This is a genomic window from Vagococcus lutrae (assembly GCF_023299185.1).
Classification (GTDB): Bacteria; Bacillota; Bacilli; order Lactobacillales; family Vagococcaceae; genus Vagococcus_A; species Vagococcus_A lutrae.
Map to the genome: position 1 here is coordinate 2,021,271 of NZ_CP097017.1, position 25,093 is coordinate 2,046,363.

Annotated in this window: 31 protein-coding genes; 23 read left to right on the top strand and 8 right to left on the bottom strand. The window is 37.9% G+C overall.

From position 1 onward, the window contains the following. Positions 1 to 90 precede the first annotated feature (90 nt). Positions 91 to 876, top strand: coding sequence for a phosphotransferase family protein (locus tag M2919_RS09710; RefSeq protein ID WP_023606495.1), 786 nt, complete (start codon positions 91 to 93; stop codon positions 874 to 876). Positions 877 to 923: 47 nt separating this feature from the next. Further along, complete coding sequence (trmB, locus tag M2919_RS09715) at positions 924 to 1,565, top strand: tRNA (guanosine(46)-N7)-methyltransferase TrmB (protein ID WP_023606496.1); 642 nt, start codon at positions 924 to 926, stop codon at positions 1,563 to 1,565. A gap of 41 nt (positions 1,566 to 1,606) precedes the next feature. On the opposite strand, the gene M2919_RS09720 is transcribed toward trmB, so the two are convergent. Then, positions 1,607 to 1,942, bottom strand: coding sequence for a PepSY domain-containing protein (locus M2919_RS09720; RefSeq protein ID WP_023606497.1), 336 nt, complete (start codon positions 1,940 to 1,942; stop codon positions 1,607 to 1,609). A gap of 183 nt (positions 1,943 to 2,125) precedes the next feature. Here M2919_RS09720 and pepA point away from each other — a divergent pair, with 183 nt between their 5' ends. From pepA to M2919_RS09760, 8 genes are all read left to right on the top strand, one after another. Continuing rightward, a complete protein-coding gene (pepA, locus tag M2919_RS09725) occupies positions 2,126 to 3,205 on the top strand; it encodes a glutamyl aminopeptidase (RefSeq protein ID WP_248848779.1) in 1,080 nt (359 codons plus the stop codon). Positions 3,206 to 3,215: 10 nt separating this feature from the next. Further along, positions 3,216 to 3,530 carry a thioredoxin family protein gene (locus M2919_RS09730; protein WP_237662104.1) on the top strand — a complete coding sequence of 105 codons (315 nt, stop codon included), beginning with the start codon at positions 3,216 to 3,218 and terminating at the stop codon, positions 3,528 to 3,530. A gap of 24 nt (positions 3,531 to 3,554) precedes the next feature. Further along, entirely contained in the window at positions 3,555 to 4,016 is a 462-nt protein-coding gene (locus M2919_RS09735; protein WP_038100787.1) for a universal stress protein, read from the top strand. Between the two features lie 21 nt (positions 4,017 to 4,037). Further along, positions 4,038 to 4,670 carry a YtpR family tRNA-binding protein gene (gene ytpR / locus M2919_RS09740; RefSeq protein ID WP_248848780.1) on the top strand — a complete coding sequence of 211 codons (633 nt, stop codon included), beginning with the start codon at positions 4,038 to 4,040 and terminating at the stop codon, positions 4,668 to 4,670. Between the two features lie 76 nt (positions 4,671 to 4,746). Continuing rightward, positions 4,747 to 5,013 (top strand): IreB family regulatory phosphoprotein, encoded by a 267-nt coding sequence (locus M2919_RS09745; RefSeq protein WP_023606502.1) that lies wholly within the window; start codon positions 4,747 to 4,749, stop codon positions 5,011 to 5,013. Beyond that, positions 5,013 to 5,432, top strand: a complete 420-nt coding sequence (ruvX, locus tag M2919_RS09750; RefSeq protein WP_023606503.1) for a Holliday junction resolvase RuvX — start codon at positions 5,013 to 5,015, stop codon at positions 5,430 to 5,432. The genes M2919_RS09745 and ruvX overlap by 1 nt, the downstream gene beginning before the upstream one ends. A 20-nt stretch (positions 5,433 to 5,452) precedes the next feature. After that, a complete protein-coding gene (locus M2919_RS09755; RefSeq protein ID WP_126760623.1) occupies positions 5,453 to 5,767 on the top strand; it encodes a DUF1292 domain-containing protein in 315 nt (104 codons plus the stop codon). A 112-nt stretch (positions 5,768 to 5,879) separates the two neighbouring features. Beyond that, a complete protein-coding gene (locus tag M2919_RS09760) occupies positions 5,880 to 7,088 on the top strand; it encodes a restriction endonuclease subunit S (RefSeq protein ID WP_248848781.1) in 1,209 nt (402 codons plus the stop codon). Between the two features lie 8 nt (positions 7,089 to 7,096). Here the strand turns inward: M2919_RS09760 and M2919_RS09765 are convergent, their stop codons facing one another. Both M2919_RS09765 and M2919_RS09770 read right to left on the bottom strand, forming a co-directional pair. Continuing rightward, positions 7,097 to 8,431, bottom strand: coding sequence for a Y-family DNA polymerase (locus tag M2919_RS09765; RefSeq protein WP_376716192.1), 1,335 nt, complete (start codon positions 8,429 to 8,431; stop codon positions 7,097 to 7,099). Continuing rightward, positions 8,421 to 8,810 carry a hypothetical protein gene (locus M2919_RS09770; RefSeq protein WP_248848782.1) on the bottom strand — a complete coding sequence of 130 codons (390 nt, stop codon included), beginning with the start codon at positions 8,808 to 8,810 and terminating at the stop codon, positions 8,421 to 8,423. The genes M2919_RS09765 and M2919_RS09770 overlap by 11 nt, the downstream gene beginning before the upstream one ends. Before the next feature lie 256 nt (positions 8,811 to 9,066). On the opposite strand from M2919_RS09770, the gene M2919_RS09775 reads away from it, so the two are divergent. Then, on the top strand, positions 9,067 to 9,459 hold the full coding sequence (locus M2919_RS09775) for a YxeA family protein (protein ID WP_202584984.1): 393 nt from the start codon (positions 9,067 to 9,069) through the stop codon (positions 9,457 to 9,459). Positions 9,460 to 9,492: 33 nt separating this feature from the next. Here the strand turns inward: M2919_RS09775 and rnhC are convergent, their stop codons facing one another. Further along, positions 9,493 to 10,431 (bottom strand): ribonuclease HIII, encoded by a 939-nt coding sequence (gene rnhC / locus M2919_RS09780; protein WP_222318582.1) that lies wholly within the window; start codon positions 10,429 to 10,431, stop codon positions 9,493 to 9,495. Positions 10,432 to 10,587: 156 nt separating this feature from the next. On the opposite strand from rnhC, the gene zapA reads away from it, so the two are divergent. From zapA to M2919_RS09805, 5 genes are all read left to right on the top strand, one after another. Further along, positions 10,588 to 11,058: a cell division protein ZapA gene (gene zapA, locus M2919_RS09785; RefSeq protein WP_023606510.1), complete on the top strand. Its 471-nt coding sequence runs from the start codon at positions 10,588 to 10,590 to the stop codon at positions 11,056 to 11,058. Positions 11,059 to 11,062: 4 nt separating this feature from the next. Continuing rightward, positions 11,063 to 11,608: a CvpA family protein gene (locus tag M2919_RS09790; RefSeq protein WP_202584982.1), complete on the top strand. Its 546-nt coding sequence runs from the start codon at positions 11,063 to 11,065 to the stop codon at positions 11,606 to 11,608. Positions 11,609 to 11,667: 59 nt separating this feature from the next. Further along, on the top strand, positions 11,668 to 14,043 hold the full coding sequence (locus tag M2919_RS09795) for an endonuclease MutS2 (protein ID WP_248848783.1): 2,376 nt from the start codon (positions 11,668 to 11,670) through the stop codon (positions 14,041 to 14,043). A gap of 95 nt (positions 14,044 to 14,138) precedes the next feature. After that, positions 14,139 to 14,450 carry a thioredoxin gene (trxA, locus tag M2919_RS09800; protein ID WP_126760615.1) on the top strand — a complete coding sequence of 104 codons (312 nt, stop codon included), beginning with the start codon at positions 14,139 to 14,141 and terminating at the stop codon, positions 14,448 to 14,450. 122 nt (positions 14,451 to 14,572) lie between these two features. Next, entirely contained in the window at positions 14,573 to 15,034 is a 462-nt protein-coding gene (locus tag M2919_RS09805) for a Dps family protein (protein WP_248848784.1), read from the top strand. A 43-nt stretch (positions 15,035 to 15,077) separates the two neighbouring features. Here the strand turns inward: M2919_RS09805 and M2919_RS09810 are convergent, their stop codons facing one another. From M2919_RS09810 to M2919_RS10140, 3 genes are all read right to left on the bottom strand, one after another. Next, on the bottom strand, positions 15,078 to 15,485 hold the full coding sequence (locus tag M2919_RS09810) for a DUF2871 domain-containing protein (RefSeq protein ID WP_202584980.1): 408 nt from the start codon (positions 15,483 to 15,485) through the stop codon (positions 15,078 to 15,080). 17 nt (positions 15,486 to 15,502) lie between these two features. Next, complete coding sequence (locus tag M2919_RS09815) at positions 15,503 to 16,120, bottom strand: TetR/AcrR family transcriptional regulator (protein ID WP_222318578.1); 618 nt, start codon at positions 16,118 to 16,120, stop codon at positions 15,503 to 15,505. Between the two features lie 208 nt (positions 16,121 to 16,328). Further along, positions 16,329 to 16,661, bottom strand: coding sequence for a DUF3899 domain-containing protein (locus M2919_RS10140; RefSeq protein WP_465250130.1), 333 nt, complete (start codon positions 16,659 to 16,661; stop codon positions 16,329 to 16,331). A 98-nt stretch (positions 16,662 to 16,759) separates the two neighbouring features. Between M2919_RS10140 and opp3b the strand changes: the two genes are divergently transcribed. The 6 genes from opp3b to M2919_RS09845 all read left to right on the top strand — a co-directional run bounded on the left by opp3b (position 16,760) and on the right by M2919_RS09845 (position 23,557). Then, positions 16,760 to 17,704, top strand: coding sequence for an oligopeptide ABC transporter permease (opp3b, locus tag M2919_RS09820; RefSeq protein ID WP_023606517.1), 945 nt, complete (start codon positions 16,760 to 16,762; stop codon positions 17,702 to 17,704). After that, positions 17,704 to 18,732 (top strand): oligopeptide ABC transporter permease, encoded by a 1,029-nt coding sequence (gene opp3C / locus M2919_RS09825; RefSeq protein ID WP_248848785.1) that lies wholly within the window; start codon positions 17,704 to 17,706, stop codon positions 18,730 to 18,732. Before opp3b ends, opp3C begins: the two co-directional genes overlap by 1 nt. Positions 18,733 to 18,743: 11 nt before the next feature. Then, entirely contained in the window at positions 18,744 to 19,775 is a 1,032-nt protein-coding gene (locus M2919_RS09830) for an ABC transporter ATP-binding protein (RefSeq protein ID WP_248848786.1), read from the top strand. Positions 19,776 to 19,790: 15 nt separating this feature from the next. Beyond that, positions 19,791 to 20,741: an ABC transporter ATP-binding protein gene (locus M2919_RS09835; protein ID WP_126760610.1), complete on the top strand. Its 951-nt coding sequence runs from the start codon at positions 19,791 to 19,793 to the stop codon at positions 20,739 to 20,741. Beyond that, positions 20,731 to 22,413, top strand: a complete 1,683-nt coding sequence (locus M2919_RS09840) for a peptide ABC transporter substrate-binding protein (protein WP_276520492.1) — start codon at positions 20,731 to 20,733, stop codon at positions 22,411 to 22,413. Before M2919_RS09835 ends, M2919_RS09840 begins: the two co-directional genes overlap by 11 nt. A 184-nt stretch (positions 22,414 to 22,597) precedes the next feature. Further along, positions 22,598 to 23,557 (top strand): magnesium transporter CorA family protein, encoded by a 960-nt coding sequence (locus M2919_RS09845; protein WP_248848787.1) that lies wholly within the window; start codon positions 22,598 to 22,600, stop codon positions 23,555 to 23,557. Here M2919_RS09845 and M2919_RS09850 read toward each other — a convergent pair whose 3' ends face one another. Next, the gene (locus M2919_RS09850; protein ID WP_248848788.1) at positions 23,558 to 24,235 is read right to left on the bottom strand and encodes a DUF2238 domain-containing protein; all 678 of its coding nucleotides are present in this window, start codon (positions 24,233 to 24,235) and stop codon (positions 23,558 to 23,560) included. A gap of 102 nt (positions 24,236 to 24,337) precedes the next feature. Here M2919_RS09850 and M2919_RS09855 point away from each other — a divergent pair, with 102 nt between their 5' ends. Then, entirely contained in the window at positions 24,338 to 25,084 is a 747-nt protein-coding gene (locus M2919_RS09855) for a tyrosine-protein phosphatase (RefSeq protein WP_248848789.1), read from the top strand. The last annotated feature ends 9 nt before the right edge of the window (positions 25,085 to 25,093 follow it).

A 25,093-nucleotide genomic window follows, 5' to 3' on the forward strand; every position in this document is an offset into this window, starting at 1 on the left:
GACTTTTGAGACTTGACGAGTGAGATATAGAGTCTTAAAATGAATAATACTGGCACGTGTTTCTAGAGAATAAAGGATTGGTGGAGAGCAATGACAGAATTAAATTTTCAATTTGATAAGACGTGGTCTCTCCAGCCAATAGATGGAGAAACCGGTCAAACTTTTATGGGGATGAAAGATTCTCAAAAAGTTTTTATAAAACGAAATACTACCCCTTTTTTAGCTGCTTTATCGCGTGAAGGGATTGTGCCAAAGCTAGTTTGGACGAAACGCTTAGGTGACGGCAATGTTTTGACTGCACAAGAGTGGTTAGAAGGAGAAACTTTAACGCCGACAGAGATGAGTGAGTTTCCTGCCGTTATTCAACTTTTACACGATATACATCATTCACGTTCCCTTAAAAATATGTTATATCGACTCGGTGGCGAAGAGATGACCGCATTTGCTTTTTTAAGTCAATATAGTACGGACTTGCCAGCAGAGTTGCGTCATAATCCTTATTTGCATCGTGTCTTTAGATATTTAGAAGACCATTTGCCAAACGATGGAGACATCCAAGTGTGTCATGGAGACCCCATCCATTCCAATTGGTTTTTATCGGAAGAAGATCGTTTATATTTAGTCGATTGGGACGCGACCGTGCTAGCTGACCCAGCTTTAGATTTAGGGATTATACTGGGCCGCTATGTCCCTTATAATCAATGGCGAAAATGGTTGGAATTTTACGGTTATCACGTGACGGAAGAAGTTTTAGAACGTGTTTATTGGTATAGCGGTATGGACTTTTTGCGTCGTATTAAACATTACTATGAACAATTTGAACTACAAAAAATGAACCGAGAGATACTATTGTTACAAAAAATATTTAATTTTTAAAACTCCCAGTGTAAACACTGAGAGTTTTTTAATGAAGGAGAACATACATGAGAGTAAGAAATAAACCATGGGCAAAAGAAAAAGTACTAGCTCATCCTGAATTTGTAGTGGAAAATCCAACGGCTTACAAAGGAAAATGGCAAGAACGTTTCTCTAAGAATCAACCGTTACACATTGAAGTAGGATCTGGAAAAGGACAATTTATTGTCGGGATGGCGAAACAAAACCCCTCGATCAACTATGTTGCGGTAGAAATTGAGATTAATGTTTTAGTAAGTATCTTAGAAAAACAAATCGAGGAACAATTGCCAAACCTACAAATATTACATGCGAATGGTGCGGCGTTGACTGAATATTTTGAAGTGGGAGAAGTGGACTTAGTCTACTTAAACTTTTCAGACCCTTGGCCTAAAAAGCGTCATGCTAAGCGTCGGTTAACGTCACCTCAATTTTTAGAAACGTATGAAACAATTTTAGTTCCTGGTGGAGAAATTCATTTTAAAACAGATAATCGCGGCTTGTTTGAATACTCGCTGGTTAGTTTTTCAACCTATGGAATGCGATTAAAAGAGGTCTCACTTGATTTACATCAAGATGACTGTCCAGAGAATATTATGACGGAGTACGAAGAAAAGTTCTCAGCAAAAGGACAACCGATTTACCGTGTTGAAACGGCATATATCAATTAAAAAAACGTTTCATTGCTAAAGAGCAATGAAACGTTTTTTTACTATATACGATACAAATCCAACACAACGCCTGTATTAGCGTCAGCGATAAACTCATACTGAACGAGTTCTCCCTCTTCACAACGTGTGATACCACCAGTGTAAGTATCATAAGTAACAGCCACTTTTTCAAGTGGATAGGTATTAAATTCAATCCATGAACCCTCGATTTCCCCTTGTTCTAAAAAGGCTTCTTTTACTTGTTGTAAAATCAGTTCTGGATCAATATGTTTCTTTTCTTGATAATAACGATGTGCTACGGCGCCACTTACCATGCCGATAGCGATGCCAGATAATAATCCAATCCCCGTCCATTTTAATGTTTTATTTTTTGTCATCTTTCTCCCACCTCTCTGTCAAACTTCTTGTTCTTATTGTAGCACATTTTATCAAAAAAATAGATGACTTCTTTTACTATCAGTCTATCTAGGTAAGATAAAACACTGAAAAAAAAACTGAAATACGGTATAATAGTATTAAAGAGAAAGCGAGGTGGTGTTCTGCCTTAGCAGAACAATTTCATGGGAGATAAGACATTTGAACTTATTAAAGAATTAACAGAAATACAAGGAACAAGCGGCTTTGAAGATGACGTACGTCGCGTCATGAAGAAAAAGATGAGTCCTTATGTGGATAAAATTGAGTATGATGGTCTAGATGGTATTTTTGGTATTAAGAAGAGTAAACAACCCGGAGCACCAAAAGTAATGGTCGCGGCACATATGGATGAAGTCGGGTTTATGTTAGCTCAGATTCAAGACAATGGTTTGTTTAGAGTTGTCCCACTAGGAGGATGGAACCCTTACGTCGTATCAGCACAGCGTTATACATTGAAGACAAAAAAAGGAGATTATCCTGTTATTTCATCTTCAGTTCCTCCTCATTTATTGCGTGGAAAAGGTGCACAAGCCAAAGTTGCTGTGACAGATATTTTATTTGATGCTGGTTTTACTTCTAACGAAGAGGCATTGTCTTATGGTGTGCGACCAGGAGATAGCATCGTGCCAGATGTTGAGACAATTCGTACAGCTAATGGAAAACATATTATTAGTAAAGCATGGGATAACCGTTATGGCTGTGTAGCAGTTATTGAACTACTTGAATCTTTAAAAGATGTCGAGTTGCCGTTTACCTTAATCGCAGGTGCGAACGTTCAAGAAGAAGTTGGATTGCGTGGTGCTCGTCCTTCTACGCACAAGTTTAATCCTGACTTATTCTTTGCGGTTGACTGTTCTCCTGCCAATGATACGGGTGATGATCCATTGGCTTTTGGTCATCTTGGAAAAGGATTTTTAATGCGTATTTTTGACCCGGGTATGATTATGTTACATCGCATGCGTGATTTCCTAATCGACACAGCAGAAGAAAACGCCATTCCATATCAATACTTTGTTTCACAAGGTGGCACTGATGCTGGAGCGGCACATCAAGTGCGTGACGGTATCCCAAGTGCTGTTATTGGTGTCCCTGGACGTTATATCCACACGCATCAAACGATGTTTAATATTGAAGACTACGAAGCAGCGCGTCAGATGTTAATCACAACAATGCAAACTTTAACACCCGAAAAGATTGAGGAAATTGTCTATGGAAAAAAATAATGAAAATGGGATGCTTATCCCACAGACGTTAGAAGAATTTGCAAGCTTGGTAGAAACTGGGACGCATGTTTTTTACTTTACGGCAGATTGGTGTGGTGATTGTGTTTACTTGAAACCGCATCTTGCTGATATTGTTGCGACGTTTCCCAAAATAGATTTTGTAGAGATTAATCGTGATAAATTTATTGAAGCATGTGAAAGCATGCAAATATTTGGTATCCCAAGCCTTGTTATCGTACGTGACGGTCAAGAGGTCGCACGTTTTGTTGATAAGAATCGTAAAACAAAAGAAGAAGTTTTATCATTCTTACATACATATCTTTAAAAAAACAGGAAGGTGAAAAAAATGATGGAAGCACAAGAGTATCAAACAATTCTAGTTGGAACAGATGGTAGTGACCAAGCGCGTGAGGCGTTTGAAAAAGCGTTGGCAGTAGCTAAACGTAATAATTCACGTGTGATTGTGGCCCATATTATTGAAAACCGTTTGTACGGTAACATGGGGTATACGTTAACGACCTCTGAATTAATTGATGTTGAGACTGCCCGTTCAAAAGAGATGCTGGAAGAATATGTCGCATTTGCTAAGAAACAAGGAATTGATAATGTGGAATCCGTCTTAACATTTGGTTCACCAAAAGTGTTAATGGCCGAGGAGTTGCCAGAAAAGTATCACGTTGATTTAATCATGGTCGGACAATCTGGTTTAAATGCCGTAGAACGTTTCATGATTGGAAGTGTGAGTGATCATGTGATTCGCCACGCGCCATGTGATGTTTTAATTGTTCGTCCAAAAGAAGAAAATGAGTAAATAACGTATAAGGAGATAGTCATGATTTTTTCGTATAACAAAGAAGCAGTTGGAGATTGTTTAGTTGTGGTGGTTGCTAATGCCAAAGGTGGCGAAGTAGCGGTAGAACGTGTGGATGATGTCGCACGTATTTATTTAGAGGACACGAAAGAAACAGTCGGATTGAATTTTTTCAACATTAGTAAGTATTTACCTGAAATAGAAGGAAATGGGCAAGTTTACCCATCAGAAAAAGAGATGAACGTCTTAAACGAGCTGCTAGAAAAAGCAGGCGTTCAAGATCGTTTAAGTGATAACGGCTATGGCAAGTTAGTGACCGGTTACGTGCAATCATGCGTACCGCATGAAGATTCCGACCACCTTTCTGTGACACAAACAGAAGTTGCAAATGGTGAAGTGTTACAAATTGTTTGTGGTGCGAAGAATATTCGTGAAGGACTACATGTCGTCGTAGCACAACCCGGTGCGATGATGCCAAACGGCTTGATTATTTGGCCGGGGAATCTGCGTGGTGTTGATAGCTATGGTATGATTTGCTCAGCTAGAGAATTAGGCTTACCTCAAAGTGAGGCGCAATCAGGGATTATGGAATTAGTTGATGAGACACCTATCGGAAAACCTATTGCGGAAGTCACATTAAAAGATAAGCGTTAAAGAGTGGCTTTAGTTGTAGTTTCAGTAGCTATCTTGTAAAATGAAAGACATAAAGAAAGAAAAGAGGTGGAGATGGATGAGTTATACCGATAAAACTGTTCGATTTGATTTTGATGATCATCGTAAACAAGAAATCAGTGAAACCTTAAAGGTGGTTTATGCAGCATTAGAAGAAAAAGGGTACAATCCGATTAACCAAATCGTTGGGTACTTACTTTCAGGTGACCCTGCTTATATACCACGTCATCAAGACGCTCGAAATCTCATACGTCGTCACGAAAGAGATGAGATTATGGAAGAATTAATTAAAACTTACCTAACCCATCACGGGATGGACGTTTAATGCGAATAATGGGATTGGATGTCGGCTCTAAAACAGTCGGCGTAGCGATGAGTGACCGGTTAGGATGGACCGCACAGGGATTAGAAATCATCCAAATCAATGAAAATCAAGGTGACTTTGGTTATGATCGCGTAAAAGAATTGCTCGATGAATACCAATGTCAGAAAGTCGTAGTAGGATTGCCCAAAAATATGAATAATACGCTAGGGCCACGTGCAGAAGCGTCACAAGCATACGGTCAGTATCTCGTCGATCATTTTGATGTCGAAGTGATTTACCAAGACGAGCGATTGTCTACGGCAGAAGTAGAGCGTATGTTGGTAGAACAGGCAAATGCCTCACGAGCAAAACGAAAAAAAGTGATTGATAAATTAGCCGCGGTAATGATTTTACAAGGCTATTTAGATCGTCATAACTAAAAGAAAAGAGGATGGCACTCATGACAGAAGAACACACACACGACCACGGAGAATCAGAATACATCACATTAGTAGATGAAAATGGTAACGAAGCGTTATTTGAAATCTTAATGACTATTGATGGTGAAGAAGATTTTGCTAATAAGCAATACGTATTATTATATCCAGCTGAAATGGATGACGCTGAAGATGATGAGGAAGAAGTAGATTTACTTGCTTACCAATATATCGAAGGCCCATCAGGTACGGAAGGTCAATTATTGAACATTGAAACAGAAGAAGAATGGGACATGATTGAAGAAGTTTTCAACGCTTTCGCAGCGGAAGAAGAATAATAAGTTAAAAGAACGTTTATCTTAGATAAGCGTTCTTTTTTTATTGGAATAGCGACCAGATTGTTTAAAATATGCTATGATAAAGTTAAATAAGATAAAGTAGGAATGACATATGAAAACGATAAATAAACAACCAAAAATACGTTTTAAAGGCTACACGGACGAGTGGCAACAGCGTAAGTTGGGGGAGCTAGCCGAAATTGTTGGTGGAGGAACTCCTAGCACTAAGGTATCTGAATATTGGAATGGGAACATAGATTGGTATGCACCTGCAGAAATAGGAAGTAAAAGATATCTAAAGAAGAGTGAAAAAACAATAACGGAACTAGGATTAAAGAAAAGTTCTGCTAAATTACTACCTATAGGTACTGTATTATTTACATCACGAGCAGGAATTGGTAACACAGCAATTTTAGAGAAAGAAGGGGCTACTAATCAAGGTTTTCAATCTATAGTACCTAAGAATGATATTTTAGATACTTACTTTATTTATTCAAGAACAAAAGAATTGAAAAGGTATGGAGAAACTACGGGTGCCGGTTCTACGTTTATTGAAGTTTCAGGTAAAGAGATGTCTAAAATGAATATTAATGTACCAAACATTCATGAACAACAAAAAATCGGCTCTTTCTTCAAACAACTCGATGACACTATCACTCTCCATCAACGCAAACTCGAAGCGTTAGAAAAAATTAAAAAGTCCTTCTTGCAAAAAATGTTTCCGAAAAAAGACGAAACCAAACCAGAAATTCGCTTTGCAGGATTTACTGACGATTGGGAACAGCGTAAGGCTATAAAAATTTTTACGTCAATATCTGAAAAAAAACATCCAGAATTACCTGTATTATCTGCTTCACAGGAGAAAGGTATGATATTAAGAGATAAAATAGGTATAGATATTAAGTATGATAAAAAAAGCTTGAATACATATAAAAAAGTTTCACCGGGTCAGTTTGTTATACATTTAAGGTCCTTCCAGGGAGGTTTTGCATACTCAGAAATAGAAGGCATAACATCTCCAGCTTATACAGTAATAGACTTTAAAGATAAAGAATTATATTATCCATTATTCTGGCGTTTTGTATTATCGAGTACAACATTTATAAAAAAACTTGAAACAGTCACTTATGGAATAAGAGATGGTAGAAGTATAAGTTTTACAGACTTCTCATCTCTAAAATTTGTTGTTCCTGGATATGAAGAACAACAAAAAATCGGCTCTTTCTTCAAACAACTAGACGACAATATCGCTCTTCATCAGCGACAGCTTGAAGTGCTTAAAAACATGAAAACATCATTTCTTCAAAAAATGTATATCTAAAAAGCTTGCTAGTTTTCTAGCAAGCTTTTTTTTGTAGGAACACCGTCTAAGCCACCAGCGTGTCCACCGATTAAGTGACTGCGTTGAATAGCCGTCGCGCCTTCCATAAGCGATGAGGCATGAATGATAGCATCAAAACCGTAGCGCTGACGGATGAGGTCGATTGTCGTGTCTAATTGTTGCTTATCGAGTGTTTTAAGAGGGGATTCAAAGAGGTTGAGTTGAATACCTGCTTCTTCTCGTAGCTGTGAACAGCTGACGCTCAATCGTCTGACGACTTGACGGGTATAGTAGCGTTCAAACAAAGCAATGCCTTCTCTTACTAAATCGGCAGAGTGATTGGTCGGGGTAAAGGTCACTTGTCGCGAGAAACTTGGAAGTGTTTCGTTTTTTGAAACGCCTACGCCAATTTGCAAACAACTCGTTTGTAATTTTTTCGTTCGAAGACGTGTGGCAATTTGTTCGAGCATTTCACGTAGCACACGTTTGATTTCTTCTGGCTTCGTATAATCACGCATTAAAATCTGACTATTGCTGATGTTTTTTGATTTTGGGATATATTTTTCTGAAATAAAGGCACGGTCAATTCCCCATGCATGAGCAATTAACTGCTGTCCGATCACGCCCATGCGTTCTTTCATTTCAAAAAAATCAAAATGAGCCAGCTCGTAAATCGAGCGAATCCCCATTTTATTTAAGCGTTCAGCTGTTCGAGTATTAATTCCCCAAAAATTTGTCATAGGTGCAATTTTCCAGACGGTATTAGGCACATCTTGATAGTGCCACGTAGCAATCATATCTGGTTGTAGTTTAGCACCGTTATCCAGTGCTAATTTACTCAGTAACATATTATCACCAATGCCAATCGTACAATAAAGGCCAAGTTCTTGAAAAATAGTTTGTTGAATATTTTTGGCAAACTGATAAGCATTCCAACCAAATAGTTTTTTAGACGCTGTAATTCGAATAAAGGACTCGTCAATGGAGTAAATGAGTAAATCTTCATCCGCTACAAAGCGTTGTAAAATTTGATTGACGGCAATATTTTTTTCAATGTAAAGATGCATGCGTGGTGGCACGATATGTAAATCTGGGTGGTCGGGTATTTCAAAGCGTCGTGAAACGTTCGTTAGTCCTAGTTCCTTTTTGGCACGGGGAGATGTCGCCAATGCGAGTCCACCAGGTGAGTCGCTATTACTCATGACGACGAGTAAGGTCGTCAAGGGGTCAAGACCACGTTCGACACATTCGACTGACGCGTAAAAAGATTTCATATCAATACAGAGATAGTCTTCTTGACGCTCTAAGGCATAGTTAAAGTGTTGCGTATAATTAAAAGACATGGTCATCATCTACTGTCTGTTCTGTGAACCACTTAGTTGGAGAAAGTAGGCGAACGGAACGGATTAAAGACAGCGGTACAGGTGTATTATGAATAAAAAGATTCTGCGACGTATATCCGGAAATATAGCCTTTAATGGGAGGGAGTAGTCGTTCGACCGTTTCTTCATAAATATTCGGTTGAACTAGCACGGGAAGATTTTTAACTAGGGCATAGTCAATCACCTCTGTTATCTGCTCTTCAGACATCATCTGTTCAGCAAAATCAGCGTCATTATTTTTAGAACTGAGCGTTTCAAGTGCATGCGTGTGTTCCGATAAATAAAAACCTAGATATTTTTTGATACCACGGTCATGATAGTAATGATTAAGTTCTACCATGTAACGGCCTCCTTGTGAGTCATGTTAAGTTTATTATACGAACATACGTTCTGTTTGTAAAGAGCTATTCTTTAATAAAGAAAGAATACTAACAAAATAAATCAGTCTCGCAAACCATTCGTTTGTGATAATCGCACTATTTTAGAGGAGTCGCTGTTATTTTATCGGCCTCAAGTATGACATAAATTCCATCTTATTACGGATGTTAAATGGGAGAAGAGTTGAGATAATGTTAGATAGGAAAGGAAGTGTTTGTATGAAAAAAATCGGCAGAACACTATTTTTTATCATGACGATTGTTTTAATCGTTCCGATTGGGTTTACTTATTTAATGCCGGACGAATCCGGTATGGCAACGTCAGAGTTAAAACAACTAGTCGACCGTTTTAATCCGCTAGTTGCTGAACAAGATGTCTATGTGAAAACAGCTAATCAGTACGGCACGCAACAAGAGCCGGGAGGTTATTTATATACGCAAACTGGGATAAGCGAGGAAGAAGAAGAGGTCACATTGTCATTTTTTGCAGGTCACCAGTTAAGAGAAGATGCTTATTTAAAACTCGCTACAAAAGGCAAATATGTGAGTGAATGGGAAGAAGTAGCGGCGTCAGAAATACCAAGTGCTATCAAAGATAAATTAGATGAATAAAAGAACCCTTCTATGACAGAAGGGTTCTTTGGCTTAGCGCTGAGCTAATTTTAGTGCTTTTTGGGTATTGGCAAAATGGAGTTTCGCATGTTGACGGAGCAAAGGCATGCCACCTTGTTTTAAAAGACGAGCAGCGACCGTATCAGAGACGTGACCTGCACCGGAGGGAATCGTATAACCAAGTTCTTGGCTCGCTTGTTCAAGTGAAACAAGAAAAGCGTTACGACATAGAATCGATGCGGCAGCGACAGCTAAATGCGCGCCTTCTCCTTTTGTTTGAAAATATAAATTTTCTGTGACAGGTTGAGCTTCACTCGCAAGATACTTGCGATAATTTTTTTCGCTTGTAAATTGGTCGATAAGTATTCCTTCTGGTTTAGTAGGGGCTATTTTCTCGGACAATAAACGAATCGCTTGATTATGCAACGCCACTTTCATGTGCGTGGCATTATAGGTTGGTTGTATATCGTTATATTTACTTGGTGAAACGATTAATAGTTGATGGGGAATATGGTCTTGGATTTTTGACGCAATCCGTTGAATATCGCTATCTTTTAACAGTTTAGAATCTTTCACACCAAGCGCTTTGACGGCGGCTAACTGCTCACGACTAACATAGGCAGCACATACAACTAAGGGGCCAAAGTAACTGCCGTTTCCGACTTCATCACTTCCGATAACAGACCAATGTGAAAAATCACGAGGCAGTGTCGCGCTTGCTTGAGGAGAAGCCGTACTAGTTTTCTTAGGAGTAGCGGTGGTGGGAAGAGATGTCCACCGTGCTGCTTCTGTTTCTGCCTGGTTTCCTTGAAATAAAACAGAGCCTGTTTTATAAGCGGTAATAGTGACCCCTTGATGTTTTGCTTGAAACAGAGCATGTTGTGGGACTTTTTTCTGAATATAATCTTTATAAAAAGTGGCCATTTTTTTTAACGTTTCGGGTGATTGTTTTTTGAGTGTATAACTAGACATAATGTACCTCATTTCTATTTCGTTCTCTCTTATCTTAACGAATAAATGATAGAATAACAATCAGGAGAAGGAAAGAGGAGAAAGGTTTGTAAATTAAAATAAACTAATTTATAATAATAGGGAATGCTTTCCAATGACAAATGGGGAGGAAAGAAAATGTCACAAAGTAAAAAACGTTATAAAGCTGTGATAGGGGATAAAAATTATACTATTATAGGTAATGAATCAAAAGCACATATGGACGCCGTCGTGTCGTTAGCTAATCATCAGCTAGAAATGATAGGAAAGAAAAGTCCTGATATTAGTTTGGAGCAAAAGTCGGTATTGTTAGCGATTAATGCCTTATCAGATCAGCTAACCTTACAACATACGATTAATGAGTTAAAAGATCAAATGGCTATTTTACAAGCGGAATTATCCGAATGTGAAGCGTTGAAAAAAGAAGTAGCGAAAGTGAAAGAGCTTGAAAAACGTTTGCATCGTTATGAATCGATTGAAGCTGAAGCAAAACGAGCCATTATAAATTCAACGAAAAGTCGTCAAGAGTTATCACCAGCAGAGGTTCAAAAAATTATGAACAAGCAATCTTTGGCAAAGATTGAACAAGACAAAAAAAGAAAAGGGTAAAATTATGTTATCATTAATCATTATTTTGACGCTGCTGTTTACGGTTCATACAGGTGTACGTAGAGGGGCAGTGTTACAAGGCGTTTATACATTGGGATACTTATTTAGCTTTATTTACGCCGCGAAAAACTATATTAAGTATGTTGATAAGTTAGAGTTGTTGATTCCTTATCCACAGCCAACACCAGAGTCTAAATTATTGTTTTTTTCACCAGACGTTTTTTTTGACTTAGATCGCTATTTCTATGCAGGGGTTTCGTTTCTAATACTGCTAGTTATTGGCTGGGCGATAACTCGGTTAATAGGCATACTGTGTTATAAATTAACGTTTGCTCGAATTCCTGAAACACTTAACGCTACCGTTGGGGGAGGACTGGCTTTAGTCGTATCATTGATTGCTTGGGGAACAGTGTTGTCACTTGTAGCAATGATTCCGCTTGATATAGTTCAAAACACTTTACAAGGCAGTCGGCTAGCGCAAGGATTGATTGAGCATATTCCCTATTTTTCTAATAAAATCATGTTACTTTGGTCGAGTGTACCAAAATAGCGAGGTAAAAGAACACTCTCGAGTGTTCTTTTTTAATGAATGAAAGTGAAGTGATAAGAATGAATCATAAGATATATGAAACGCTCGACTATCATAAGATTATTCGAATGATGAGTGAGCATGCTGTGACCGAGCTAGGCCGTGAACACGTGTTATCTTTAAAACCAGAAACAACCTACGAACGCGTCGCAGAACGATTAAAAGAAACCAAAGAAGGGCTGGATATTTTACGGATTAAAGGGGGATTACCACTCCCTAAGTTGGCGGATATTCGTCCGGCTTTAAAACGTTTAGAGATGGATGCCAATCTAAATGGTCTGGAAATAGCTCAGATTGGAAAAGTGTTATATACCACGTCTGAAACAGTGCGTTTCTTTGAAGAGCTAAAAGACAATGAACATGATTTTCCAGCTGTTTTCGCTTGGGGAGATAAGCTTGTTGTTTTACCAGCTGTATCGGGTGAAATTCGCCAAGCAGTAGATGAGGATGGACGTGTTCAAGATGAGGCATCGCTTGCTTTACAGCAAATCCGCCGTCAAATGCGTCGTAGTGAGATGACGATTCGTGAAGAATTGGAAAAAATCGTACGTGGTAAACAAGCCCGTTATTTAAGTGACACACTTATAACGATTCGAAATGACCGTTACGTTATTCCAGCTAAAAGTGAGTATCGCAGTATGTTTGGTGGAATCGTGCACGACCAAAGTGCTTCTGGGCAAACGGTGTATGTTGAACCCAAACAAGTTGTTGAGTTAAATAATCGTCTGAAACAGTTGCAAAGTGAGGAAAGGCAGGAAATTGAACGGATATTGTCAGAACTTTCAGCTGCAATAGCCCCACACGTGCCAGAAATTCGTCACAATGCCTATGTGCTATCACAGCTCGATGTGATTAATACGAAAGCACTGTTTGGAAAACAAATTGGTGGAGTGATTCCGTCATTAAGTGAAGAGAATCATGTGTCTTTACGTCAAGCTCGTCATCCACTTTTAGACCGTGAACTAGCGGTTGCCAATGACTTAACAATAGGAAAAGACTATCAAGCAATCGTTATCACGGGACCGAATACTGGTGGGAAAACCATTACTTTAAAAACATTAGGGTTGTTACAACTAATGGGACAAGCAGGGATTCCTGTTACCGTAGCGGAAGATAGTGTGTTAGGTGTCTTTGGCAATATTTTTGCTGATATAGGCGATGAACAGTCGATTGAACAAAACTTAAGTACGTTTTCTTCTCACATGACGAATATTGTGTCGATTTTAGAAGAAGTAGATGATACTTCTCTTGTGCTTTTTGATGAGCTAGGAGCGGGGACTGATCCTCAAGAAGGTGCGGCTTTAGCGATTGCTATTTTAGATGAAGTCGGGTCTCGAAATGCGTATGTAATGGCAACAACTCACTATCCAGAATTAAAAGTATATGGCTATAATCGTCCCTTTACAACGAATGCGAGTATGGAGTTTGATGTGAATACGCTAAGTCCGACTTACCGTTTATTGATTGGCGTGCCAGGGCGCAGTAATGCGTTTGAAATTTCTCAACGTTTAGGTCTTTCCACTACGATTATTACTCAAGCTAAACAGCTTATTGATGGGGAAAGTCATGATTTAAACGATATGATTTCTGACTTGGAATCGTCTAAAAAACAAGCGGAAGAAGAAGCTTCTCACTTGCATTTAGCGGTAGAAGAAAGTGAAACTCTTTTAGCTGAGTTGAAAAATGCAGTGGGCTATTTGAAACAAGAACGAGAAAAAGAACTAGAAAAAGCAAAAGAAGCTGCAAATGAACTTATCGAAGAAGCACGTCGTGAAGCAGAAACGATAGTGTCAGATATTCGTGAAAAACAAAAACGGGTAGGAGAAATGCAAGTCAAAGAGCATGAGTTTATTGAGATGCATGCTCAGCTAGATGATTTACGACACGAGCAAAAACAATTAAAGAAAAATAAAGTCTTACAAAAAGCGAAAAAAGAACAGCAATTAAAAGTTGGCGACGATGTGAAAGTCGAAAGCTTTGGGCAACGTGGAACAATTATTGGAAAACAAAAAGAAGGATTGTGGGAAGTACAGATGGGGATTATCAAAATGGCGCTTCCGGAAAGTGATTTAACCAAATTAGCACCTGAAAAAGAAACACGTTCTTCAATTGTAACGATTAAAGATTCAGGCGGAAAAGTAGGCCGTCGTAAAGTCGAAAGTCAACTTGATTTAAGAGGGAAACGCTACGATGATGCGATGCACGAATTAGAAAATTATTTAGATGAAGCGATTTTATCAGGATACAGTCAGATTATTATCGTACACGGTAAGGGAACGGGTGCGCTGCGTACGGGTGTTAATGAATTTTTACGTAGTTATCGTGGAATTAAATCATTTGGCTTAGCCCCTCAAAATCAGGGTGGTTCAGGAGCTACAGTGGTAGAATTTAAATAACTTTTGTTTCACAAGCAGACTTTTTGGGACTTCGATAACCGTTTGCTATAATGTTCCTAGATAAAGAAATATTAATATTTTAGGAGGATTTTTTAATGGTTAAACAAGTAACAGATGCAACATTTGCAAGCGAAACAAAAAACGGAGTAGTCTTAATTGACTTTTGGGCACCATGGTGTGGACCATGTCGTATTCAAGGACCTATCTTAGACGAATTAGCAGCAGAAATGGGCGACAAAGTGACTATTGCTAAAGTTGATGTGGACCAAAACCCAGCAACAGCTAGCAAGTTTGGAATTATGAGTATTCCAACATTAATGGTGAAAAAAGACGATAAAGTCGTTGAAACATTAGTCGGTGTTCACCGTAAAGAACAACTAGCAAGTATTTTAGAAAAATATTTATAATATGTTATAAAAACCTATCACTAAAGTGATAGGTTTTTGTTATATTTACAAGCAGATTCTTTGAAAAAAATGTCACGAAAGCGTATACTTATAGTAGAAACAATTAAGGAGGAAGAAAGAATATGAACGTTGAACAAACAAAAAAAGTTTTAAACCAAATGGTAGCTGATTTAAGTCAATTTTCAGTTATGATTCATCAAGCTCATTGGTACATGCGTGGTTCAGAATTTTTAACTTTACATCCTCAAATGGACGAGTATATGGATGAAGTAGATGGCTTCTTAGATGAAGTAGCTGAGCGTTTAATCACCATTGGTGGCGCTCCTTACTCAACCTTAAAAGAATTTGCGGAGCATACTAAATTAGAAGATAAACCTGGAAGCTATGATGTAAGTATGGATGAGCATATTGAAACATTAATTAATGGCTATCGCTATTTACAAAAGTTAACATTAGAAGGAATTCATGCTGCAGGAGATGAAGAAGATCATGTAACAGAAGATTTATTCATCGAGATAAAAGGTGCGGTTGAAAAAAATATTTGGATGCTAACAGCGAAATTAAATCGTGCACCAGAATTATAATATCAAATAAAAAAGTGTTAGGTTTTCAACCTAACACTTTTTTTTATTTATTTTTAACAGCTTTCGCTAATGTATGGAATAATAACATCATTCCAATTGCTAGAAAAATATGGCCTAAACCAGCAATACCAGAAACCGCTGCACCTGTTTCATTACCTAATACTGTCATCGTACCATGGAAAGTAAGCATCGCAATCGTCATGATTAATCCGATATTATAAAAAATATAGAAAAGACGATACGTTTTACCTTGTTCTGAAAGTTTGAAGTTTGCTTCTAAAAGTAAAACGATTAAGAAAACTAACATCCCTAAAGCAAAAGCATGGGTATGACTTGTTCCTAATTGAGTCGTCCCAGTGAAATCATTCATTTTTGTTAGTTCACGATAATAAACACCTAAAACTAATCCTAATATTCCGTAAAAAGCACTTGTGCGTGTTAATTTTGTCATAATGATAATCCTTCTTTCTATTCTGATATTTCAACGCCTTTCTTAAGCCAATTAATTCGACGTTGATATTCTTTTTTGAGTGTTTCGTTATCCCACGAATGAGCAAAATAGTCGCTCATGCATTGATGAATAACAGGAGTTAAAACTTTGAAAAAGCTACGTAGCTCTTCGACAGAGTGAATGTCTAAAGAACTTAGGTCAATTTTATCAATGAAACTGGCCATCGTATTTTCACGAGCATTTTGCTGACGATAGTCAAGTATGTGCTGTTCTAATGTGTAGTTTAAATTTAAGGTGACGGTTTTAAAGTAATGATAGTAAACAGGGTTTTCATAAAGGTGGATGACTTGCTCCATATAACGTTCAAGTCCATTGAACAGATGTCCATCCGCTTCTTGAATAGCTTGAATAACATCTAAGTGAGCACGTTTTGACATTAAACTATAAACGTATAAATACAAATCTTCCATATCCTCAAAATACTTATAAAAACTACCTCGTGCTATATCACTTTCTTTTACAATATTAGAAACTAATGCCTCAGGTAAGCTCCGTTGAGAAAACTCTAAAAGAGCTGCTTGGACAATGATTTCTTGTTTGTCCTCTCTTAAATTAAAAAAAGTCGCTGTAGGCATGGTGACCTCCTTTCTATTGATGACACAGCGTCACTTCAAAGTGTAGATGACATTGTGTCACTTGTCAAACAATGTGGTTTATTTTTGATAATTGAAACATATTTGAAAATTTACTTAAAAAATGATTGCAATTAGATTAGAAATGAACTATTATTGTCTTTAAACAAAAAAACATTCTCATTATTTTTTAATTTTACTTATCGTTTTATCATTTAAAGATAAGTAGGAGAAAGGATAAGGAGAAAGAAACAACACTTGTCGCAAAGAGAACCACCGGTTTTGTTTTAAACCACTGTGACGCTAATACGTATGAATACTTTTTCTTTTTTGAACGCTGATGAAATGACTTTTGAAAGTTATCGATAAAACCTGAACGCACGATTTGGACAAAGGCACTCATCATGAGAGTGAATAAGCCAAATAAAAAAAGGCGATCGGACAATAGCATGACCGTTATTTCTTCCTTTTTTATGACAGAGATTAGCGTGATAAGTATTAAAAAGAAAATATTTGTTACAATGGGCAGTCGGAATTTTTGCATAAGTCACCTGTTTCGTATTTTTTAACATTAAAGGAATGTCAAGATTACCTTAATGCATTTTTTTAAAGATGTCAAAGCAAAGTAAAGGGGACGAAACGATGAAGTATTTTTCACAGTATTTTTTAAAGCGTGTGATGTATATGTTGATTACGCTTTGGTTGATTATCACGGTAACCTTTTTCTTGATGAATCTTATTCCAGGTTCACCGTATGTCAATCAACAAAAATTAACACCAGAACAAATTGAAATTTTAAACAAACAATCTGGTCTTGATAAACCAGTTGCCGAGCGTTACGTCATTTATTTGCGTAATATTTTAAAAGGAGATTTTGGTACCTCATTTAAATTTAAAAATCAACCTGTCTCTAAATTGATTGTAGACAGGATAGGACCCTCAGTGCAGTTGGGGATTCAAGCAATTATTCTAGGAACAGTATTAGGAATATTATTAGGGCTGATTGCAGCCATGCGACAGAATACTTGGATTGATACAGGTGCCACTTTACTTGCTATCTTAGGTCGGTCGATACCGAACTTCGTTTTTGCCGTTCTTTTACAATATGTTTTTGCGATTAAGTTACAGTGGTTGCCGATTGCACTTTGGAATCAAGGGTTTGCGTCAACCGTTCTACCAACTGTCGCTTTAGCTATGTCACCGCTCGCTGATACCGCTCGCTTTATTCGAACGGAAATGGTCGAAGTGTTAAATAGCGACTACATTGAACTAGCGCGTGCTAAGGGATTAAGTAGCTGGGAAGTTGCCTTTAAACATGGCTTGCGCAACAGTCTGATTCCACTTGTGACGTTACTAGGGCCTTTAGCGGTTTCACTTATGACGGGGTCATTAGTTGTAGAAAATATATTTGCAATACCGGGAATTGGTGAGCAGTTTGTTAAATCTATCTTACATAATGATTACCCGACGATTATGGCGGTAACGATATTATTTTCAACTATGTTAGTCGTAGTCATTTTAATTGTCGACTTACTATATGGCTTAATTGATCCTCGTATTCGTGTATCAGGAGGTGAACATTCATAATGGCATCTATTGAAAAAACAACGATAAATCCAGAACTTTTTGAACCAGTAGGACATCGTGAATTTCATCAAAGCGATGAGATAGCTGCTCCGTCCTTAACGTTTATGCAAGACTCTTGGAGACGTTTGAAAAAAAATCGTGGAGCGGTCATTTCATTATTTTTATTATTGGTTATTTCCGTGATTGCTTTTAGTGCTCAATGGATTTCACCGCATGACCCAGCGAAACAAAATGTTAATTATATTAATCTACCCCCTAAAATACCTGGAGTTTCCTTGAATGGTTTTAATGGGACGGCAGTAGTAGGAGATAAGCGGGTTGATAAATATGAACAGATGAAAGTACCAAATGATGTGCATTTCTATCTCGGTACGGATAGCTTAGGAAGAGACTTGCTTTCCCGTTTATTAATGGGCACTCGTTCATCTTTAATTATTGCCTTTGTGGCTGCTTTTCTCGATTTAACGATTGGCGTGACGTATGGTTTGATTTCCGCCATGAAAGGTGGGCGAACAGATAATATCATGCAGCGGATATTAGAAATACTATCCGGTATTCCTAACTTAGTCGTGATGATTCTCATGCTGACGATTTTTAAGCCGGGAATGAAAACCATTATTTTAGCTATGGCGATTACAGGTTGGATTACAATGGCACGGATTGTTCGTGCTCAAACATTAAAGATAAAAGATCAAGAATATGTACTCGCTGCACGTACACTCGGACAATCTAGTGGAAAAATTGCGATGAAGCATATCCTACCTAATATTTCGAGTGTTGTCATTGTTCAGATGATGTTTAGTATTCCCTCTGCGATATTCTTTGAAGCCTTTTTAAGTTTTATCGGGTTAGGTATTCGTCCACCTCTTTCATCATTAGGGATGTTATTGAGTGAAGGGTATAAAACGTTTCGATTTTTACCGCATTTAATGTGGTATCCAGCTATCATGTTATCGGTCATTATGATTTGTTTTAACCTTCTTGCAGACGGTTTAAGAGATGCCTTTGATCCTAAAATGGCAGAATAGGGAGTGATGAGATGGAAACATTATTAGAAGTAAAAGATTTAAACATTTCCTTTGAAACGTTTGCTGGGAAAGTTCAAGCCATTCGAGGTGTTGATTTTGATTTAAAAAAAGGTGAGACGTTAGCCATTGTAGGCGAGTCTGGTTCAGGTAAATCAGTGACGACTCGTGCCATTATGCAATTATTATCAACCAATGCGGTCGTAGAATCAGGGGAAATACGTTTTAAAGGACAAAATTTATTAGAAAAAACAGATAAAGAGATGCAAAAAATTAGAGGAAAGGAAATCGCGATGATTTTCCAAGATCCGATGACGTCGCTTAATCCTACAAAGACGATAGGTAATCAGGTAACAGAGCCTTTAAGAAAGCATCAAAAGATTAGTAAAAAGGAAGCCTTGAAAACAGCTGTCGAGTTGTTGCGATTAGTGGGAATCCCTAATCCAACTGAACGGATACATCACTATCCTCATCAGTTTTCAGGTGGACAACGTCAGCGGATTGTTATAGCGATTGCGTTGATCTGTCGGCCAGAGATTTTAATTGCCGATGAACCGACGACTGCGTTAGATGTGACGATTCAAGCTCAAATAATCGAACTGATGAAAGAAATTCAAGATAAAATTTCCACTTCGATTATTTTCATCACGCATGATTTAGGTGTCGTCGCCAATGTGGCTGACCGAGTTGCCGTCATGTATGGAGGGAAAATTATTGAAATTGGGACAGCAGAAGAGATTTTCTATAATCCACAACATCCTTATACATGGGGACTGTTAAGTTCGATGCCAACATTGGATACGACGGATGAATTATACGCTATCCCAGGCTCACCACCGGATTTATTATCGCCACCTAAAGGAGATGCTTTTTATCCACGAAATGAGTTTGCTTTGAAAATCGATGCTGAAATGGCGCCGCCATTCTTCGAGGTGTCTCCAACGCATAAGGCAGCAACATGGTTGTTAGCCGATGAAGCACCGAAAGTGTTACCGCCCGTTGCGATTCAAGAGCGTCAGAAAAAATATTTAGAACAAATGAGTTAGAGAGGGGGGAAGTCGGTGTCATCCGCTATTTTAGAAGTCAATCATTTACGCCAAGTATTTAATCAAGGTCGTGATGATGAAGTTGTCGCGATTCAAGATGTCAGTTTTGACGTCTTTGAAGGAGAAACATTTGGATTAGTTGGTGAATCTGGCTGTGGGAAATCAACAACGGGTCGAAGCATTATCCGTTTATATGAACCGACAGACGGAGAAATATTATTTAATCAACGAAATATTCGTGAGATTAAAGGGAAGAAAGAAATGCAGCAGTTTCGACGAGATGTTCAGATGATTTATCAAGACCCGTATGCTTCACTTAATCCGAGAATGAAAGTAAAGGATATTATTGCTGAAGGGATTGATGTTCATCAATTAGCCAAAGATGAAGCCGATCGTGATCGACAAGTAAATGAGTTGTTACAACTCGTCGGTTTGGATAAAAGTCATGCGACTCGTTACCCTCATGAATTTTCAGGGGGACAACGTCAAAGGATTGGTATTGCTCGAGCTTTAGCCGTACAACCTAAATTTATTATCTGTGACGAACCCATCTCAGCTTTGGATGTTTCGATTCAAGCACAGGTGGTCAATTTATTAAAACAATTACAAGAAGAAAGAAACTTAACGTATCTTTTCATCGCTCACGATTTATCGATGGTGAAATATATTAGTGACCGTATAGGTGTCATGTACTATGGTCAATTAGTAGAGATTGGAACGAGTGATGAAATTTATCACTACGGTGTTCATCCTTACACGGAAAGTTTGCTCTCGGCGATTCCATTACCCGATCCAGAGTATGAGCGCCAACGTCAACGTATTCCATATCAAGCACCACCACAAGATAATCAAGTGAGGTCATTAAAAGAGATAAGTCCAGAACATTTTGTTTATTGTAGTGATGAAGAAGTACCAATGTATCAAGCAAAACTAGCAGAGAAAAGGGGCGGAAAGAATGAATTATAAACGATTAGTAAAATTAGGATTGGCATTAGTGGTACCAGTCATGTTAGCAGGATGTAGCACAACCAATGAAGGAAAGGATGCCGGTGACTCCGGAAAAGATAAAGGGAAAGCAGATTTAGCACAGGAACAAGTTTTTAAAACGGTTGTCGGCTCGGAGATGCCTACAGCTGACCCAACGTTAAGCACGGATGTTATCAGCTCAGTTGCCTTAAACAGTGTGTATGAAGGACTGTATCGTTTTGACGGAGAAGGAAAAGCACAACCTGCTGGAGCAGCAGAAATGGCAGAAGTGAGTGATGACGGTTTAGTTTATACGTTTAAATTAAGAGAAGATGCTAAATGGTCAGATGGAGAACCAGTAGTGGCCAAAGACTATGTGTATGCATGGCAACGAGCAGCGAACCCTGATTCTGGTTCTGAGTATGCTTTCTTCATGGAAAACTTGAAAAATGGTGGAGATGTTATAAATGGGGATAAACCAGTAGAGGAATTAGGTGTGAAAGCGTTGAGTGATTATGAACTAGAAGTCACGCTTGAAAAACCGACGCCATATTTTGATTATTTAGTAGCCTTTTCAACATTTTATCCTCAACGTCAAGACATTGTTGAAAAATATGGAAAAGATTATGCTAGCACAAGTGACAAAGCAGTTTATAATGGTCCATTTACTTTAGCTGACTTTGACGGTCCAGGAACGGATACTGAGTGGGCGTATGAGAAAAATGATACGTACTGGGATAAAGATGCTGTTAAACTAGATAAAGTAGAAGTACAGGTAATTAAAGAAGCCTCAACGGCATTGAATTTATATCAAGACGGTCAAGCAGAAGATGTCGTGTTGACAGGGGAGTTAGCACAACAAATGGCAAGTGATCCGGACTTTGTGACGGATAAGAAAGCTTCCATGATGTATTTGGAAATGAACCAAAGTGAAGATGATGGGCTATTCAAAAATGAAAATGTAAGAAAAGCGTTATCTTACACAATTGACCGTGAGGCATTAGTCGAACAAATTCTTGGAGATGGCTCGATTGCTCCTACTGGCCTTGTTCCAAGCGGTATGGTACAAAATATCGATGGTAAGGAACACGACTTTGCGAAAGAATCAGGTGATTTTGCGAAATTTGATTTAGACAAAGCGAAAGAACATTGGGAAAAAGCGAAAAAAGAGCTAGGCAAAGATAAATTATCTTTTGACATACTCACTGCCGATACAGATTCAGCTAAAAAAGTATCAGAATATTTACAAGGTACGTTTATGGAAAATTTAGATGGATTAGATGTGACGGTCAGTCCAGTAACTTTTACGATTCGTATTGAACGTGGGTTAAAACAAGACTTTGATATGTTAAACTCTGGTTGGAATGCTGATTACAATGACCCAAGTAGTTTTATCGATTTATTCTCATCAAACATTTCTTACAACCAAGGGAAATATTCTAATCCAGAGTATGATAAATTAGTAAAATCAGCAGCGGTTGATAATGCGAATGACCCAGCAGCACGTTGGCAAGATTTGCTTGATGCAGAGAAAATTTTAATGGATGAAATGGGCTTAATTCCACTTTATCAAAAAGCAGAGGCTCATTTACGTACAGAAAAAGTGAAAGATGTCGTAGTGAATCCTGCTGGCGCTCCTTATGATTACAAATGGGCATACAAAGTAGACTAAGAAAAAGTGAATCATTGGATAGCTCTCGATTGATTTTTATCTGTCCCCCTTTGAATCATTGTAAATCATGAGACTATCCAATCTTAAAAAAACGACCAATTTTTGGTCGTTTTTTTTATGAAATGCCATACTTTTGTATTAAGATAGCTTATAATAGAAGAGACAATCAAAGGAGTGTTAGAAAATGGAATTATTTCAAATAGATGAGATGGGAATGGTTACGGAAGTGCGGGATGTAAAAGAAGCCAATTGGGTGCATCTCTGTCAACCAACTATGGAAGAGATTAATCAACTTCATGACCTTTATGAGATGCCTAAAGATTACTTAACAAGTGTTTTAGATTTTCAAGAAATTTCGCGTATTGAAGGATTTTATTCTGAAGAGAAAAATAAGCCAAAATTAGTGCTTATGCAGTTTTCAGAAGAAACGATGAGTCCAAGCGGTTTTCGACAGATAGATACGTCACCTTTTAGTATTATTTTAGTCGATAACCACTTGATTACGGCAGGTGACTACACGACGACTGTTTTACAAAAAATTGTCAATCAGCCAAGCTTTAATAAACGATTTGAAGGTGTGGATTTTGCCAAAGCCACAATGCTAAAAATATGCTGGTATATTGCTTATCAGTACAATGATCAAATTAGACAACTTCGTGATTCAATTGAAACGCTAGAAAGTGAGTTGCGTGTCGCAACGGAAAATGAGCAGCTTTATCAATTAATGGATACACAAAAAAGTTTGATTTTTATGATTGAAGCCTTAAAACAAAATGTAAAAGTGATAGAAGACTTGAAACAGCTTACGACATTTGCTACGACCACTTTAGAAAAAGAGCTACTGCGAGATGTTTTAGTAGAGTTTAAGCAAGCACATTCTTCGGCGGAGACATTATTAAAAGTGGCGAGTGAGTTAGGTAATATGTTTTCATCCATTGTTTCAAATAATCAAAACAACGTGATGAAAGTTTTGACGTCTATTACCATAGTGCTGACTGTCCCGACGATTGTGGGTGGTATTTATGGGATGAATGTTGCTTTGCCGTTTGCAGAAAGTCCATTTGCTTTTTGGTTTGTCAGTCTCTTGATTCTTTTGCTAAGCGTTATTATTATATGGCAATTAAAGAAAAATAAGTTTTTCTAGCTAAGAGCGAGTGATTTTTCTTGTGGTTAAGTGAGAGCGTTTCTGCTTGTTATGACGCAGTTGAAAATAAGTTCCTACCGAATAGATGGTTGCACCTATAGCATTTGCATATAAGTCGCCCATCGTGTCTTTTAAAGCCTCTCTTCCTATTAAGGGAGTTCCTTTACGCGTATGTCGTTGCATATTTAAAGAGAGCAAGCCATCAAATGTGTGTTCATAAAACTCCCAAAGAACTCCCACTGTCATCGAGAAGGTAAACGCAAATAGCAAGTAGCCGATGAGGGCGTGTTTTTTAAATTTTTTAGGTGGGATGAGTGTTAACATTAATGTCAGTCCAACTGAAGCGGATAACATGGCACTGTATGTATGTAAGAACTTATCCCAAAGTGGTAGTTTTCCATAAAAACCTAAGCCAGTTCCTAAGAAGACGGAAAAGTATATAAATAGCCAATAGAGTGTGACTAACTGTTTTGGTAAACGAATACGGGCTAATTTTTCGATAAAGGGTGGTAAAAAGAGGAGCAATATCCCTAAGGCAACTTGGAGACTGTTAAAAAGAAGAGTAGCTTGTTTATTTACAGGAGCCGTGCTGATTTGTAAAAGTGGAAAAGCGACATGAAAAATACCAAGTAAAGATAAAAGTATGAGTAAATAAGAAGAGCGATTTTTTTGATTCATTATAAGCCTCCAATTAAGATTAAATAAATTTGAAAAGTATATTTATTTTAACATAATGTAAATGGTATGATAAATGAAAGAGATGGAAAGAAGGTAGAAAGTATGCAGTCTTTAGTTAATTTTCGTGATCTTGGTGGCATGTCCACTTCACAATCCCGCGTGACGCGTTCTCATGCTATGTATCGTAGTGGTGAAATTACGTCTTTAACGCCGGATGATTATCGTGATTTTCAAACAAGGTATGGGATTCAACGTATTTTTGACTTTAGAGGAGATGGCGAACGACGCCAACGACCTAATATGTCATTTCCACATGTCAAAACGTTTGCGATTGATATTTCAAAAGATTCAGGAGACCATTCCGGTAGTTTAGAAAGTCTGGTTTCGTCTAGAGAAAACGCCGAAAATTATATGTATCAGTTATACCGTGATTTTGTTACCACAGAGTCAGCACGCAAAGGCTATGCCGCCTTTCTCACAGAAATTGCACAAGATACACAACCGTTTATTTTTCACTGCTTTGCTGGGAAAGATCGAACGGGGTTTGCCGCCATGTTGTTGCTATCGCTGTTAGAGGTTGATGAAAAACAAATCATGTCAGATTATCTTGAAACCAATCGTTTACGTGCGGCTGCTAATCAACAAATGATTGAAGAGATGGCTAAAAACGGGGCATCTTTGGAGCAACAAGCAGGGGTTAAAACCATGTTAGAAGTTAAAGCTGACTATCTTTACACGTCATTAGAAGAAATTCATAAACAGTACGGTGATGTTATGGGATATGTTGAGAAAGGGTTAGGACTATCTTATAAGCTTGTCGAAAAGCTACAAAACGATTATACTGAATAATAGACAAAA